Annotated in this window: 11 protein-coding genes and 1 riboswitch; of the genes, 4 read left to right on the top strand and 7 right to left on the bottom strand. The window is 35.2% G+C overall.

Features of this window, described 5'->3' with window-relative positions:
- Nucleotides 1-107 precede the first annotated feature (107 nt).
- Nucleotides 108-1,673, bottom strand: coding sequence for an N-acetylmuramoyl-L-alanine amidase (locus tag AC0L8O_RS24710; RefSeq protein WP_473445937.1), 1,566 nt, complete (start codon nt 1,671-1,673; stop codon nt 108-110).
- 201 nt (nt 1,674-1,874) lie between these two features.
- Nucleotides 1,875-1,963: riboswitch (cyclic di-GMP riboswitch) on the top strand.
- 121 nt (nt 1,964-2,084) lie between these two features.
- Between AC0L8O_RS24710 and AC0L8O_RS24705 the strand changes: the two genes are divergently transcribed.
- Together AC0L8O_RS24705 and AC0L8O_RS24700 are read left to right on the top strand one after the other, a co-directional pair.
- Nucleotides 2,085-3,587 (top strand): hypothetical protein, encoded by a 1,503-nt coding sequence (locus tag AC0L8O_RS24705; RefSeq protein ID WP_473445936.1) that lies wholly within the window; start codon nt 2,085-2,087, stop codon nt 3,585-3,587.
- A 155-nt stretch (nt 3,588-3,742) separates the two neighbouring features.
- A complete protein-coding gene (locus tag AC0L8O_RS24700) occupies nt 3,743-6,037 on the top strand; it encodes a hypothetical protein (protein ID WP_473445935.1) in 2,295 nt (764 codons plus the stop codon).
- A 167-nt stretch (nt 6,038-6,204) separates the two neighbouring features.
- Here AC0L8O_RS24700 and AC0L8O_RS24695 read toward each other — a convergent pair whose 3' ends face one another.
- From AC0L8O_RS24695 to AC0L8O_RS24675, 5 genes are all read right to left on the bottom strand, one after another.
- Nucleotides 6,205-8,418 (bottom strand): 5'-nucleotidase C-terminal domain-containing protein, encoded by a 2,214-nt coding sequence (locus AC0L8O_RS24695; protein WP_473445934.1) that lies wholly within the window; start codon nt 8,416-8,418, stop codon nt 6,205-6,207.
- A 605-nt stretch (nt 8,419-9,023) separates the two neighbouring features.
- Complete coding sequence (locus AC0L8O_RS24690) at nt 9,024-9,959, bottom strand: CAP domain-containing protein (RefSeq protein WP_473445933.1); 936 nt, start codon at nt 9,957-9,959, stop codon at nt 9,024-9,026.
- Between the two features lie 389 nt (nt 9,960-10,348).
- On the bottom strand, nt 10,349-12,331 hold the full coding sequence (locus tag AC0L8O_RS24685; protein WP_473445932.1) for a methyl-accepting chemotaxis protein: 1,983 nt from the start codon (nt 12,329-12,331) through the stop codon (nt 10,349-10,351).
- Nucleotides 12,332-12,789: 458 nt separating this feature from the next.
- A complete protein-coding gene (locus tag AC0L8O_RS24680) occupies nt 12,790-13,563 on the bottom strand; it encodes a DUF7225 domain-containing protein (RefSeq protein ID WP_473445931.1) in 774 nt (257 codons plus the stop codon).
- Nucleotides 13,564-13,674: 111 nt separating this feature from the next.
- On the bottom strand, nt 13,675-14,280 hold the full coding sequence (locus tag AC0L8O_RS24675; protein ID WP_473445930.1) for a GIY-YIG nuclease family protein: 606 nt from the start codon (nt 14,278-14,280) through the stop codon (nt 13,675-13,677).
- 625 nt (nt 14,281-14,905) lie between these two features.
- Here AC0L8O_RS24675 and AC0L8O_RS24670 point away from each other — a divergent pair.
- Together AC0L8O_RS24670 and AC0L8O_RS24665 are read left to right on the top strand one after the other, a co-directional pair.
- A complete protein-coding gene (locus tag AC0L8O_RS24670; protein WP_473445929.1) occupies nt 14,906-16,687 on the top strand; it encodes an MBL fold metallo-hydrolase in 1,782 nt (593 codons plus the stop codon).
- 69 nt (nt 16,688-16,756) lie between these two features.
- On the top strand, nt 16,757-17,005 hold the full coding sequence (locus tag AC0L8O_RS24665) for a DUF3006 domain-containing protein (RefSeq protein WP_473445928.1): 249 nt from the start codon (nt 16,757-16,759) through the stop codon (nt 17,003-17,005).
- Between the two features lie 167 nt (nt 17,006-17,172).
- On the opposite strand, the gene AC0L8O_RS24660 is transcribed toward AC0L8O_RS24665, so the two are convergent.
- Entirely contained in the window at nt 17,173-17,382 is a 210-nt protein-coding gene (locus AC0L8O_RS24660) for a hypothetical protein (protein WP_473445927.1), read from the bottom strand.
- Nucleotides 17,383-17,647 lie beyond the last annotated feature (265 nt).

Genomic DNA, 17,647 nt, shown 5'->3' with positions numbered 1-17,647 from the left:
TATTACAATTAAATTATTCTATCTTCCGTCTTTTAGAAAAAGCTTTATAACATTAAAAAAACCCAGCTATTATGCTGGGCTCTTTTAGTGACATGCACTCCATCTATCTACTTATAATAATCCAAAACTCCAAGTAATATAGCTTCTGCTGCATTATCTCGGAATTGGCTTGTCTTTAACTTTGCCGCTTCAGCTTCATTCGAGATAAAACCAAGCTCAGCTAGTACGCTCGGCATCGTCGTATATTTAATAACGTAGAATCCAGCATCTTTCACTCCACGGTTTTTCGTTCCAAGCTTTTCAATTAGTCTCTTTTGGATTTTCTCAGCTAACCTTTCACTATTGGCACTTTGGTACTTATCATTCCAATACGTTTCTGTACCACTGGCTGATCCGCTAGTTGCTGCATTAACATGCAAGCTTATGAATATATCCGCCTTAGCATTATTTGCTAGTGTTGCTCGTTCTTGCAGTTCCAAAAATGTATCATTATTTCTTGTCATGATAACCTTCGCACCTTCGGCTTCAAGCAATGTTTGAACCTTTAATCCAACATCAAGTACAATATCCTTTTCTTTCAGACCAAAACCTATCGCACCTGAATCTTTACCACCGTGACCGGGGTCAATTGCAATGACTTTCCCTGCTAATAAAGAACTACCACCTTGTTCTGTCGATCCTAGAATCAAATAATTTTTGTGAACATAACAATCTTTATTATTGATCTTAGTTTTTGCCCAATCTCCCACAATTTCATAAACCGTTATAACGTCACCATTATTCAGTTTACCTACAATATCTGAATTCACCGTCGGTTCTGAACGAACATTTAAAGAACTGGCTGTTACAACAGCTTGAATCGGAGAAGTACTAGTGCCTCCCGAGCCTTTTGCTGTATCATAATTTTTTTTGTAGGTTGTTTCCATTTTAACCAACGTTTGATTAATTGAACTCGGTAAACTAGCATAACCACCAGTTTGTTTAATCTCAATGGCACGTTTTTTCAGTCTGCTTAAAACACCAAAATTCGTATTTGCTTCTGTCAACTGTTTTTTTTGAATTTGTGAATTAATTGTATTTAGTAATCGATAATGTGAAACCTCATAAATGACACGTTCTTTTGCGATCTTGGAAGGAGTTATGTAGTAATCCAATAATACTCTGCGAGTAGCAGGACCATAAACCTTACCAATTGTCTCTTCTACTTTTCTGATCTTAGTTGAATACCTGTCATACAAGCTATCGACCTGACTAATGCTGCCTTTCTTAATTGCTGCCTCAAACTCTGTTAAATACTGGCGGAGAATAGCACCATGTTTCGCGCTGTCAATAAAATACGCAGCACGAAGACGTAATTCCTTTGCCTTATTAAGTCTTTCTTGTAAGTTACTTTTTCTTGAATCACTCAAAGAGTTAATCGATTGTTGAGCCTTATCGATCGATGCTTTTGTTTGATTATATTGCTTTGAGAATGTTGAAGAAACACCAATACCCTTTGAAGACTTAATAAGGTAATACGGCTCAAGACTTTCCGCTTCTTTTACTGCCTCGTTTACTTGCTTCTCTACTTGTTGATAAGTTGCTGCTGCCGATACGTTTGATGGTGTAAAACAGCAAAGTGCAATGAACAAGATTGAAAGATATGTAGCGAGACTGATTAACTTATTCTTCATCAATAATGCTCCTAGTTTTTTATTTTAGTAAAATCTTCCTTAATACATTCTACTAAAAAACCAGCACTTTGTAATATGTATTTACAACAAAACACAAAGTCTTTTTACCTATTTTTCATCCATTTTCAAATTATTTTCCAAATATTATTTTATTTTTCCAGTAAAGTAGTATAATAGTCTCATGCAACTTCCAACAAAATACTATGCAAAAGGCAAACCTATTGAAAACTAGGGACGCAAAGCCGTGAGTCTAAGGTAGAAATATCTGCTACGATCGTCAGGTTACCATAGAAAGGATGCACTATGGCTAAATTCTGTCATAGTGTTTTTTTATCTATAAAAGGGGGATCGATAAGGTCTTAACAAGATTAACTTTTTCTTTACATCATAGAATACAGGAGGTACTTATTTTTGAAAATCAAATTATTAAAAAGTTTAGCACTTCTATCTATTTTATTTTTTATTAGCTTTATACAATTTGGTATGCAAGCTGAAGCGGCAGAGGCTAATCTGCCTTTTAATGTAGAAACAACCGGAACGTTAACCGAACAAACCAAGAAAAACACGTATACAATGAATGTCAAAGAAGCTGGGCGAATTTCTTTTGACATGATTTCTTATGTTGATTCAAGAGCATATATTAGATTATATGATTCACAAAACAACGAAATATTTGACCATTATATTGACGGGAGCTCTTCTACTCCTGGGAAGTATTCCCATTGGGAAGATGTAGAACCTGGCTTATACTACGTAGAAGTCTATAATGCTAGTTCATATACAAAGCACGTAGGATCATACAAAATCAAGACAGGCTTTAAATCGGCAGGAATGAATGAGATTGAACCAAACAACGGAACAGTCGAAGCACAAACCCTAGCTTTTAACCAGTCTATTAATGGATTCTTATCATGGAATAATAAAGTTGATTTCTACAAGATTACTGTCCCTAATTCTGGTCAAGTTACCTTTGATCTGTCTTCTTATGTGGATACTAGAGCATATATTTCACTTATTGATAACAATAATGAAGAAATATTTAACTATTACATGGATGGAAGCTCAATAAATCCAGCAAAATTTATCCATTCAGAAGACCTGAATAAAGGCACATATTTTGTAAAGATATACAATGCTAGTTCATATACTCGTCATACTGGAACTTATAAATTTAAAACAAGCTTCACTTCAGCTGGTAGTACCGAATCAGAACCAAATAATGGAATTATCGAAGCTGAATCAATCGCATATAATAAAACAAAAACAGGTTTTCTTACATGGAATGATAAAGTCGATGTGTATAAACTTAACGTAAGTGTACCTGGTAAAGTAGGAATTGATTTATCCACCTATGTCGATTCTAGAGTTTATATTGAATTACTAAATAATAATAATGTTTCACTTTTTGATAACTATGTTGATGGAAGCTCTATTACTCCAGGTAAGTATAAAAACTCGATTGAATTGGAAACAGGCATTTATTATTTAAGAGTGTATAATGCTAGTTCATACACTAAAAATACAGGTAAATACCAACTAACTGTCACACCGCCACCAAATAAACACATCGGACGAGTATTAATTCGCAGTAAAGAACAATATTTATACAGCCCGACTGGAGCTAAGTCCCGCAAGCTAAGACAAAATGAAGGACTTCGCATTTATAAAGTCCTAAATGACCGCTACGATGTTGGCGGAGGCTACTATGTGAAGAAAACAAAAGTAAATTTATTTTATACGGGTCATGTCTGGAGTAAAAGATATGATATGAAAGTTTATAAGCCTGATGGTTCATTCTTTAAATATTTTGATCCGAAAGAACCTGTTCGAGTTTATGGCTACAGCAATGGACGATATGATGTAGGTAATGGATATTTTGTTAAAGTAAATGATGATGTACAATTTGATCGTTAATAACCACAAAAAGCTCTGTAGAGTATTTTCTCTATAGAGTTTTTTCTTCGGTTAATGACAGACATCAATCCTATTCCATCTTCTACAAGTTGAATCTCTACTAAAACAATTGGTAGGATATAGTGATAATACTCTGAACGAAAGGAAGTACTTTGTTGAAACAGCTTAGAAATTTCATCACTGTAACAGCTTTAATCATTATTATTTCTTTAACTCAAAAAGCAAATGCTGAAATGCCAAGAGGGTATTCTGCTGCCGAACGGGAGGGACAAAAGTTACATCAAGAGCTTCAAACTTACAATAAGGTAATCACTAGCGGAGACCTTCATAAATTAAATAATCTTTATAATCAATTTACCACGCAGTTGAAAGCAACTGAGTTGAAAATAGGTCAAGTATCCGGATCTTCTAATCGAACTCACTTGAATAATAAATATGTTCGTCCTGCAAAGATTGCTGTAGAGAGAACAATTTATGAGGTATCTCAAGTACGTCTTCTGCACTCTATTGAACGTTCAATTAATCAAAAACAATTAGAGAAAGCAGAAAACGATACGGCCAAGTTAGGTAGATTAATAAAACGTGCTGAGGAAATTAAAAATATCGGTGGTTATCAAGGTTTACCTAAGACTGTAAACCAATATTTAAGAGAAAACGAAGCCCTTGTACAGGGAAAACTGCTTACCGAACGAATCGCTGAGTATAATGACAATATTTCAACATCAAATTTGAAACAACTTAACATTTTATATGATAACTTTACAAAACAAATTAAAATAACAGAACAAAAAATCGGACAAGTATCGGGTTCACGAAATCGGACCAACCTAAATAATACCTATATTAGACCAGCTAAAGTTGCTAAGGAAAGAACAATTTTTGAAGTTTCACAGCTTAGATTGCTCTCTTCAATTGAAACCGATATTCAAACAACAACCAAAACATTCACAAGTGATTTTGCTGCCCTCGATCGATTAGTAAATCGGGGCAAGGAAATTAAATCATCCGGAAACTACCAACAGCTACCTGAAGAAATTCCCGCTACTCTAGAAGGTAAAAGATATTATCTAAGCTATCTCTATCATGAAGCAACGAATACATTAGATCCTAATAACCCTGAACATACATTCCCTCGATTAGCAGAGCTAAAACTAAAATGGAATGCATTAAGTGAGGACAGTAAAAAGGAAATCGTAATGAAGGATGCGTGGACATTACAATCGGATACCAAATATCCAGGATATCTCCCAAAGCACTTAGGTTTCCTCTACCATCTAACAGGTGATTCACAATATAAAGAAATGGTGAAAGACAACATCTCTCTCCTGAAAACCTACTATCTTAAAAATGGACAGCTTCAATCACCAGAGTACCAACAAACCGGCTGGTGGTACCGAGATCCGTTTGCCCGGGATCTTAACGGCCTTTATGAGGCCTATAAATACACAGAACTTCCTGAGATCATCGAATTTATCGATAAACAGGCAGCTCTTTGGATGTCAAGAGTACCGCGTCAGAGCAATAATGGATACAGTATATATCCTTATGGCATCTCTGATGAAGGAAAAGTCGGTTCTGTTGAAATCAACCCTAACCAAAATATCCAGGTAGCTACATTGTTTTCGAATTTATATTGGGAACCTGAATCAATATTTTATAAAAATCCCCTGTTAAAAGACATTGTCTTTAATGAAGTGAATGCTGTGCTTTCCTTACAAAAGGAAAATGGCTCTCTTCCACTAAGGCAGCAATTGCCACTTGTAGAGGATACAAACTACGGCGGTTATACAGGTAATATGCTCTATCAACTGGCACAGATATGGGGAAATCCATCCTGGATAGAAAGTACAATTGAATTAGGAAACTGGTTATTCCATGAATATCCCATAAATCACCCATGGAACACACCTGAGGATGCCCCTAATTATCACTTTGATCGAATAAGCAGTTTTAACTTAATAAGTAGAGTTCTGTTATTTTATGCCTCAGGTATTCCAGAACGAGATGTTGACAACTGGTTAAAATTCTCTGAAGATCGCTTTCCTCAAGAGGACTTGTATTTGCTTGAAAGGTGGTACTTTTACAGATCAATTCCAAGAGAGTATTTAAGTAAGAACATAAACATCGTCAATCAACTTCCTCCAGGAATATATAGTGAAGCTATTACATCTAATAACACGTCAATACGAATAGTTGGTGAAACAATCGTCAACGCGACAGTAACAGTAACCAATTCTCTAACGAATGAAACGGTTTCTAAATTTAACGTGCATGGTGATCAACATCAAGCTACCTTCCTATCAAAAGGAGAATATCAAATTTCGATAGAAGCAACTGAGGCAAATGGAAAAACGACACGTACAAGTGAAAAATTTTCACTTAATCAGGATTTAACATATTCTATTAACGTGATGTTGTTTGATCAAAATAACCTCTTTTATCAAAAATAAACAACCGCGAAAACAGGTAACTCTCGTTGCCTGTTTTTTTATCTAAATATAAAGTTCGGACGGAGCCCAAGTCATCCGTTTGGTGGCACTACAAAAAAACAAGCCCCTCCTCTTGGAGAACTCAGGCTTGCTTTGATGATCTTCGAGCAGTGATAGACACCACTAATTTACTCTGCTATATCCTTAATACGTCCTTCTATGATCGGCTCAACTTTCACAAGCCCGGCAACATAATCTCTTAAATTCTCCCAATCAGACAAACCTAAGTCTGTTACACGACCTTCTGCGTATGCCTTAGCAAAGATTGAATAGCCATCCCCACCTTTTGCTGTGAAGGCATTTGTTGCGATAGAATACTCTTTTGCCGGATTAAGTGCAGTGTATTGACCTTCAGTTTCTTCTACTTCTACTGAAACGATTCGCTCACCTGCAGGCTTCTTGCTGTCATATGTGAACTTCATGCCTGATACGTGCAAGAATCCACCGCTTTCTTTTGGTGTTTGACTTACGCTGTGCTCAAGAGCCTCTAAAATTTCTGCTCCAGTTAGATTCATTGTCGCTAGAGTATTTCCAAATGGTAAAACAGTTAGTACATCACCATACGTAATTTCTCCTGCATCAATTGCCGCACGGATCCCCCCACCATTTTGCATCGCAATCACTGTGTTTGGTTTAAATTGTTTTGCTTTTGCCAACATACCGTCAGTAATTAGGTTACCTAGTTCTGTTTCACTGTTACGTACACTTGGTGCTGTTGGGTCTTCAGCTGTTGTACGTGGGTTAGACAATCCCTTTGCTGTTGTTGCACCAGTTGGTGTATCTCTTATTTCAGCGATTTTATCAGAATACTTTTTCAGCATAGCTGCTGCTTCTGGATTCGCTTCTTTTTCTGCAACTTCAATTAACTGAGCAGCTTTATTTGTGATAACTCCGTCTTTGTCAAATTCAACATCCACTGTACCTAGATATTCTCCATATTGACTTGCTTGGACAATTAATGTAGGATCCTTTTTTGCACCTTTTTCATCTTTATCAACAATTGTTCCTGTGTCAAGCTTCGTATGGCTATGGCCGCCAACAATAACATCGATCCCATCAACCAACTTTGCAAGCTCAAGATCATTATCATATTCTACATTGTCATCATAGCCGATATGTGTGATCGCAACAATTTTGTTGATGCCTTTTGCTTCAAAAGCATCCACTGCTTTTTCCGCTTCCTCAATATAATTTTCAAATTTAATGCTGCCCGGGCTTGAGATATCCGCTGTTTCTTCTGTTGTTAAGCCAAAGAATCCAACTTTCTCACCGTTTACTTCCTTCACAACACCACTGTATATTTGACCATTTTCCGCTTTTTCTGTAACAGTGTCGTGGAATAAACCTTTCATATTTTCGTCAGTTGAAAAATTAACGTTTGTACTGACGAATGGGAACTTGGCACCCTTTACAAAATCTGCTAATCCCTTATGTCCCTCAGAACTTGAACCAAGATCAAATTCATGATTACCAAATGTCATCAAGTCATATTGTAGTAGATTCATAAATTCGAGATCTGCTTGTCCTTTGAATTCATTGAAGTATAAAGTTCCTGAGAAAACATCACCTGCATTTAGCAGAAGTGCCTCGGGATGTTCAGCTCTTACCTCATTTACAGCTGTTACGAATTTAGCAATGTTTTCAATATGTGCATGTGTATCATTAGTGTGCATGATAGATAATTCATACTCATATGGTAATTTTTCTTTAATCTTTTCTTTACGTTCTTTTGCCTTTTTCGCCATTTCAGGTAATTCAGGATACTTTCCTGGATGCAGCTTGTTTCCTGCTTCTTTAATTTGAACAGCTCTCGTTTCTAAACGATTAAGAATAGCAAAAGCAGCTTTAGCTTCTTCTGTTTTATCTTCTAATAAAAATTTTTCAATTTTGTCTTGTAATGAAGAAATAGAAACCTCATATATGACTGTTTCTTTTGCAATTTTTGCATCTACTAAAAATGCATTTCTAATTGCGTTACGGTTATCAGTTCCATATACTTTACTAAATACTCTTTCAGCCTTCCTTATTTGAGTAGAAAGTGCATGATATGTTTCTACTAACTCTTCACTCATCGAATCTGCTTGTACGTAGCCATTAAGCTTTTCCACCAATGCTTCTAGCTCTTTTGCGGTTTTAACAGAGTCTATGATTCGAGCAGCTTTTAATTGACGATCTTTCGCTACATTTAGCTGTGCTGTTAATTTCTTCTTCTCTGATCCATTCTTTAAGCCTAGTACTGCTTTTTCAGCTTTTTTAATATCAGCACTTGCTTTATCATAGGCTGCAGCAAACTCTTTTGAAACAGATATTTCCTTTTGACTCTTTACATTGTAAAACTTCACTATTGCTTTTGAGGAATCCTGAGCCTTTGTGACCAGACTTTGAGCATTTGAGGCTGCATCTGCCGAAATAGGACTTGTTGCAACAAATGCTGCTGTTACTAAGGCTGATGTAGCTGCTACTTGAGAAACTTTACTCTTTTTTTCATTAAAATAAACTCTCCCTTTTTTTGTAGTATGTAATGAAGAAGAATCTGAAAAACAGCTTTTACATCACTGAGTATAGTATAGTGTTTACTAGTTTGCTAGCCACCCGATAGATAATATCTCCTACTTTTACATTACAAATAAAAGCATACTTGGGTTTATTGGGTTGTGTTAAAAGTTTGTAAAAATTATGTAAATTGACTTCCTATTTGTTTTTTCAGGTCTTTTCACTTAATAACCAACATGATAATAAGTCTATTTTCAACAATACCAGCAAGAACTTATAGGAGTTTTTGACTCTTCCTCATCTTCATTTATTAGCTACATTTCACTGTCTGCCGACTCTTTCTGATTAATAGGAATCTACAACTATCATTTATCTTAAAGGTGATAAGGATTTCTAACTACTACATTTTGTAGAAGAATAAAAAACCGCTGACAACTCCCGCCAGCGGTTTTCTTCAATTCGCGATATGGAGAATCGTTACATGGTCATGATCTACCCCAACTCCTGAGTAGGTGATATCACTTTTAAGCAGAATATTTCTATTTTGAGAGCTGGCCATTAGTTCAGATACCGTTTTACGGGCTGAACCCCATCCTTTAGCGATATTTACTCCATAGCTGCTTCCACCTGAGGTAAGGCCATGTTTACTTAAAAGATCTTCAATTGAACCGAATTTTGACGAATGTAACGAAAAGGATTTGCTTACATACATGTCATTAGATTTAATCCTTGCAACATTACTAAGCTTTTTATGTATCGTCAATGGTTGTAGACCTTGTTCATATCGTTCCATATTAATAAGCAAGAAGGTATCAAGCTCGTAATTATTAATCGTAAAGTTTACTGAAGGATCAGGAATAGCAAATTTACGATTTTTTAGTGGTACTTCAATACTTTGTAACTGTTTATTAATTAAGCTTGGTACAGATTGATAATTTCCAGCCTTCTTAATTTCCACCGCTCTTCTTTTTAGACGGTCTAATTTTTTCAGATCTGAAGATACAATGCTTTCCTTATTTGCAATGGCATTTTTTCCAATAGACTTCAAAAGGCGGTATTGAGATACCTCATAAATCACACGTTCTCTTGCAATTTTTGCAGGCTTAACATATTTTGCTAATAACGAATTACGTGTGCTTGAACCTGAAACTTTTCCAATCGCTTTTTCTGTTTTGTTAATTTGATTCGAAAGATTATCATATTGAGCGTCAATATCATAGATCTCTCCACTATTAATGGTTTTTGTATAATTCTTTAGTAAATAAAGAAGGTACTCACCTGAATCAATAGCTGTACTTTTTGAAGATGCTTCTGCTTTACTTGGAGTGTATAGAGTAAGAATTAGACATACACTTAAAACTAAACTAAATGCGATCTTTGAAAATCTCATTTTGCCCCTCCTAAATTTTACATTTTTTACTCACCTAACCAATTATCTTATTATTCCCATCTATATGTCTAGAAAAAATATAGTCTATTACTCCCCAATCTTAGCAAAATCAAGGGGTACAGCTCTAAAAACACAACTTTAAGATCAGTCACAAAAAGGCACAAAGGCCCAATGGACTAAGGCGGATATTTCATAGGTAAGAAAGTACTGTCTTTGATTCGACAAACTTCGTATCCTTGCTCTCTATCACGGTAAAAAAGTATTCAAGTAAAGCAATAATAATCGTTTTACTTGATAATTAGATCTCATTCAAAATAGAAGGAGAACCGATTGGCTCTCCTCCCGAAAATGTGATTTTAATGTTTTTAGCATTCATACCACCATATTAATTAATATTTAAATTTTGAGATTAATACCTTTAATTCCTCTGCCATATCAGACAAGGACTTTGCTGATCCCGCAATTTCCTCCATAGAAGCAAGTTGTTCTTCTGTTGAAGCAGCCACCTCTTCGGATGTAGAAGCATTATTCTTAGCAATATCAGTCAATTCATTAGCAGTAGCATCCACTTCTTGAACACCTGCTGACATTTGTTCCGCAGTAGCAGAAACGTCTTCAATTTGAGGTGTTATTGATCTCATACTAGTAAGAATTTCACTAAATTTGTTCATCGCTTCTTTTGAAATATGCATCCCATTTTCTACATCACTTGTAACACGCGACATTATTTCAACTGAACCATTTGTCTCATTTTGTATAACTTGAATTAAATCAAATATTTGTTTTGCCGATGCTTGCGATTGCTCTGCAAGTTTCCGAACTTCATTGGCAACAACTGCAAATCCTTTGCCATGTTCGCCTGCCCTCGCGGCTTCAATCGCTGCATTTAGAGCAAGTAAGTTTGTTTGATCTGCAATACCTGTTATTACGTCCAAAATAGACGTAATCTCTTTAGAGCGATTGGATAACGATTGAATCATCGCATTAGATTCAAATACAGATGAATGAATGGAATCCATTTGGTCCAAAGTATTCTGCAATGCCTGATTACCTTCTTCAGCTTGTCTAGTTGTATTTTGGGATAATTCTGCAACTGTAGAAGAGCTTTCTGCAATTTTAGCAACTCCTATTGACAGTTCATTTAACGATTGTGAATTTTTTTCAAGTCCTCTTGTTTGTGCCTCAGCACTACTAGCAACAGCTTGGATGGAGCTTGCTACCTGAGATGTCGCAGCACTTGTTTCTTCTGAACTTGCTGTTAATTCTTCAGAAGCAGCTGCCACTTGTTCCGCACTACTATCAACTTGTTGAATCAGGGTGCGAAGGTTAGATTGCATTTCATTAAACGCTTCACCTAATTGACCTATTTCATCATTGGTTTTAATAGTCATTTTTTCCGTTAAATTTCCTTGGCTTACTGTTATTGCTCTTTCTTTTAGGTTTCTAATTGGCTTGATAATAGAACCAATAACAAAAACCACAGCAATTGCTCCCAGTACCAAAGCAATACCCAAAACTAGAGCAGTAGTATTAAATATTGGAGAGGCAGCTTGGCTAAACTCCTCTCTATACATAGTCCCCCCAATTTTCCAGCCTGTCGTTTTGTTGGTAACAAAATACATTCGCTTAGGTGCACCTTCAAGAGTATAAGAAAAATCACCACTATCCTTCTCATACAATTTCTCATAAAAGCTTGGAGTTGCTTCTTCTCCTCCTGCAAAGTCCGGGTGAGAAATATATTTTTTCGTTTTATCAAGGATAATTGTATATCCTCTACTTCCAATCTCTACAGAGTTTGACAATGATTGAATGTGGTTTAATTTAATACTTACTGCCACTACTCCTGAACCATCGTCTACTGCCTTTGATACGGTGATTACCAAATCATCTGTTCCTGCAGCAACATAGGGCTCTGAGATAATGATTTCCCCCTTTTTATCAATTGCATCAGTATACCAAGCTCTCTCTCTTGGATCATAATCTGAATCCATTTCAACTTTAGGTTCTTGAATGAATAACCCTTCTTCTGCCGTACCTATAAAAATACTTGTTGCTTCCGGATGCAGTTCTGCATATTGAGCAAGTTTAGTTCTCAGCTCGGGACTTGCCTCTCCTTTAAATGCAGTGGAATTAATCGATTTAGAAAAAATATTCATATCGTTAATTTTAGGTTGAATCGTATCCTCAATCGTTCTATTAAGCATGTTTATACTCTGATTTGAAGCATCCGACATTTCTTTTGTTACTGCGTCTTTTGCAGAAACATAAGCTAATACTCCGATCGTAATAGATGGGATAATTAAAATTAGTGCAAATGATAAAATTAGCTTGTTTCTAAAGTTAGTAAAAAACCGTTTTATTTTCTTTCCCATTATTCCTGACCTCTCTCATTCTCATAACTTTATAAACCTTTAAGTAAAGTACTATTTGCCATACACCTAAGTAAATATACCTAAACTTAACCATAAAAAGGATATTTAATCTATAGATTATATAGATCCTTTTTACCATTTGTTTGATTGTTTGAAAATTTGACATAATGATAACGTTTTACCATATAAATACATTATTTGTATTAGTTGCTTGAAAAAATTAAAAGAATACCTCCTAAAAAAGAGAACAACCTAGCCTTTTCTTTTTCAAGAACAAAAAATAAACCCTCCATTTAGGAGAGCTTTTTTATTACTTTAGTTTTCTAACCAGTATTATGATAATGATATTCCTAATTTCTCACAGTTACTTCACCAGTAATGCCTCTCACCATTTGATTCCATATTGTCAGGGTATCTACATGCCAAAGTATGATTAAAAGAATGAATAAATACCTTCTTCATTCACTCACATGGTTCCTTGATAGCCTTTTTAAGGAACGAATATCGACCTCATATTTATTTCCATATGTTCTAGATGACGGGATTTCTTCCTTTGGTCCATAAAATAACAGTTTAAAATCATCATCTTTGTACTGAACGACAAAAAAGTCATCGAATTGGTCAAATGTATTTTTATTAATTGTTATAAAACTATTATCCTGTGCAGTTGTTTTAACACTTATTCTTCTACCGTCTTTTATGACATCATATCCATGTTGATTGGTCTCTTTAGCTAACTCACCATTCGTGTAAAGAACACAATAGAATTCTCCTAAGCGACCTATCAGGTGTCTTAATTCAGTTGCTTTACATCCAAGTACATTCATTTCAAATCGAAATATTTCCAGATATTCTTCATATAATTTTTTTATTTGTGAGATTCCTATTAAAATATGTCCACTAATTTGATCCTTTTGATAGAGAAAAAATTGCCCCTTATCCCACTCACCTACAACCGATTCATACTCTTCTCCTTTAGGTTTGTGAAAGATAAGTCCAGTATAAGAGTAATTTTCACCTACATATCTATAAGTGCTTCTATTAATATAGATAAATAAGTGTTTTTTAAAAGGAATTCCTTTGTTATAACGGTTGTAACAATAATCAGAGAGAATAATACTACTTGGGTTTGTATTGAATGTTGTTCTTAATTTTTCTCTTATTTCTATAGATGTTAAAGTATTACCTTTTTCTTCTTTAAGAACCTCTATAAGTTGCTCATAGATAGTCAACCGAATCCCCTCCTTACCAATAAAGTAAGATTTACATATCACTTATATTTTAAAAGTTGATATCCCCTTCAAAAATGAAAAAACAATTATAAAATCTTCATTTTCTCAATATTAATTCCTGTTCAGTTGTATTCCGTTATATGGTCCGACGTTAATTGTTCCTAAAATTTGCTTCCACATACCTTCCCTCTTAATAATGTCAGGACCCTCATAAAATTCAATTACCGAAAAGACAACTTCATTATATCCCTTTTCCAATACAAATAAATTTAAATGATGAGCATCACCAAAGGAGTTTAGATGATTCACCCACCTCTTTAAAATCCCTCCATGTCCATAGGCGCTTCCTACATATCTGCTTGTTCCGTCTTCAGACCTTTGAATATAGATTCCATTTTTTGATAACACCCTTTTAATTTGATTATCTTCTTCGTCATTCTCCCAGATGGAAATAATCTGTTTCCAATTAAAAGTCATTCCCATCACATTATTTATCGATGTATCAACGTCTGGTAGTTCTAACCCTTCAAATCTAGACATTCTAGCTATTGAGCTGGTCTCCTTACAGACTTTAATGATTTCTTTATTCTCTAATATACTCCTTATATTGATAGCTAAATTATCGTAATTTGTTGTTTTAAAAACAGAAAGATATTTCTTTTTCGATACTTCATACCCTTCGATACCTGCAAAACTTTCTTTTAAACCATCAACCATGTCATTAGCATGATATATCCTAAGATAATAATCATTTTCCGAACCAACTAGCTCAAAAGCACGTATTTTATATATGTTTGGCTTAACCCTATAGGAGACATAGGGTGTGGCTCCATCTCTCTTGTCGTCTTTCTCTCTAATATCAAATAGGCCTTGCTAGTCCACTCTTTTTATATAAACTATCTAAAATATGAAACATTAAACACCATAGTCCTTTCCTTATTTTTTCTGTATTACATAACTATAGAACACTTTTAACAATGGAGGAATCTCGATCATATTAAGTTTATTTATATTTACTTAGCACATATTGTTCCGAAAAAATATGCAAGTGTTCTTATAAGTTTCACCAATGCTAAGTGCTATTTTGAGTTCTGTTTTTCTACAACAACTATTGTATCATGATTAAATAGTAAAAATTACACAGAAAATAGCAATATATTTGAAGTAATAGATAATATTACATGATAATAAGTTCCTATATACCAATATTTTTTTACCATTAAAACCCCATAGCAATCCCATCTTAATTCCATTACTATTATCCATGGAAATCAATTAAGGGGGAATTCTTCTGAGAAAAAAGATTTTATTCAATGCGATACTGTTCAGTGCAACATTATTAATGACTCCAATGATTACGAATGCATCACCAGGGGGTTTAGATGCTAACGGTGGTCATGTATGCAGAACTAACTGTTCACAATACGGGTTATCAACAGGTGAATATCATTACCACAGGAATGGTGAGATCGTTAAGGTCAGTACGCCTACAACAAATACTAGCAATGTAGCTTATCAAGATGCCATAAAGCAAGGCAACGTTCTAAAATCAAAATTGGCAGCTTATAATCAGGCGATAAATAGTGGAGATCTTACGAAAGTAAATGGGCAATATGATGCCTTCACGAAGCAATTAAAATTAGTAGAATCAAAGATTGGCAAAGTATCTGGTCCTTCAACCCGCTCAAGCTTAAATGATCAATATGTTAGACCAGCAAAAGTAGCGATTGAAAGAACAATATACGAGGTATCGCAATACCGTTTGTTAAACACAATTAACCAGGATATTGCTGATGGATCAATTGATCAAGCTATTTCTAACACCGAAAAGCTCGAGCGTTTAAAGAAGCGAGCTAAAGAAATTAAAGAAGCCGGTGGATATCAACAGCTTCCGAGTGCAGTGAATAACTTTTTACGTTCTACAGAAGCTAACCACCAAGGAAATCTTCTTAAGAATTTACTTGGTGCATATAATGAAGCCATAAATAGTGGAGACATTTTCGATGTTGATTACCTTTATGATGATTTCACGAAGCAATTACGCGTAACAGAATTGAAAATTGGGCAAGTTTCAGGTTCTACTAACCGCTCAAACCTAAACGATAAATATGTTACACCGGCAAAGATAGCAATAGAGCGTACAATTTATGAAGTATCACAACTACGCTTAATGATCGATATCGTTGACCTTATCGAAAGTGGCCAAACGGACAAAATCGATGCTAAGTTTCATGTATTGGATCGCTTAAAGCAAAGAGCTGAAGAAATTAAGGATGCTGGAGGATACAAAGCACTTCCTGCTATGATTAAAACTGATCTTGAAGGGTTTGAAGAAGAGCTGCGAAATCCTCAGGATTTTTCAGATTTAGGACTTTTTGAAGCTCATTTCATTGACGTTGGACAAGGTGACAGCACGTTATTAGTCACTCCTAACGGTAAAACGGTACTTATTGATGGTGGTAAGGAGTCCGAGGCAGATCAGCTGGTACAATACCTTACCGATTACGGAATTGAAACGATTGATTTAATGGTTTCTACACACCCTGACGCAGACCATATCGGTGGACTTGTTTCTGTTTTGGAACAATTCGAAGTGAAAAAAGTAGTCGATTCCGGCAAATCTCATACAACACAAACCTATACGGACTACTTAACACTTATCGATCAAAAGAATATTCCACTTGAAATTGCACAAGAGGGATCTTTTTTAAATGTTGATACAGCAGTTACAATAGAAGTATTAAATGCATTGGAAGAAAGCAATGATACGAACGATTCATCCATTGTGTTGAAGGTATCTTATGATGAATCAGATTTCTTACTAACTGGTGACGCGGATGCCGAGATTGAGGCAGAAATGCTAGCAGAAGGCTATAATCTTGACTCAGAAGTGTTAAAAGTTGGTCACCATGGTTCTGACACATCAACTTCACAAGCATTCCTAGAAGCTGTCGATCCCCTTATAGCTGCTGTCTCTGTTGGAGAAAATAGCTATGGACACCCAGCACCAACTGTTATGGACCGTTTAACGAACTATGGAGTAGATCTATACACAACACAACAAAATGGCGACATACTGATGATGACTGATGGGCAGGAAATTACGGTCTATACAGAACGTTAAGATGGAGTCAAATCCCTCGGGGTCAGAGGGACAGGTTCCTTGTCCCTCTAATAAAAAGAGGTGTTTTTAGTGGGAAGAAAGATTTACACAATTGATCGTTTTGAAAAGGACTTGGCTGTTCTTCTCTTGAGAGAGGATGAAACAGTTCAGGTTAATGTGTTGAGAAGTGAGCTTCCAAATGGTTTGGAAATCGGTTCGCTTCTTGAGGCAGAAATTGATGAGGGCCATGTCTTGTTTTATCGAGTTCTCGAAGATGAAACAGAAATAGTGCGACAAAGTGCACGTAAGTTGTTAGATAAGATTGTGCGGAAGAAGTGATCCATTCCCAAGAACTTCTGTGAAGGTAAAGGATTGTCCGATAATGGGACAATCCTTTACTTTTAAACTTGATAATCGGTAAACGAATAAACGACCTTAGCTCAATAAAAAATAGAACTAAAGCCACTTCGATCATTCTTTAGAATAGTTGGTTTCTTCTATTTTGTTTAGCGGACCGAGGAACCTGTCCCTTTGTCCCCATCATTCAATTCTTTTTCAATCTCTTCGTTTGAAATTATTTTCTCCTTATCGGCATTTAGCCTTTTTACAATCAAGTTTATCCTGTAATTCAATTTTGAAATTCCGTATACCACATACAAAGCGAAAACAGCAAACAATCCAATTAATAACTTGAACAAATCAATTAATGACTCCATATGTTACTATCTCCCCTTCGATTAATAACATAAATAGTACCAAACCATCCAGATACTAAACTTATCCATAAAAAATTCTTCAATTTCCATTAATGTTAGAAAAAAACTCAAGCACTAACCTATGTAGATCAGCGCTTGAGTATGATGAGTAGTTTGTTGGATAAAATTCCAACTTATTCTAATTATAATCTAACATTCCCGTTTTTTATATAAAAAATTGATTCTCTTTTAAGAAAAGGCACGTAATTACTTCATTATTTTCCTT

The sequence above is a fragment of the Metabacillus sp. KJ11-3 genome, from assembly GCF_055808295.1.
The sequence above is the reverse complement of the archived record's forward strand: the minus strand, read 5'-3'. Positions and strand labels throughout refer to the sequence as shown.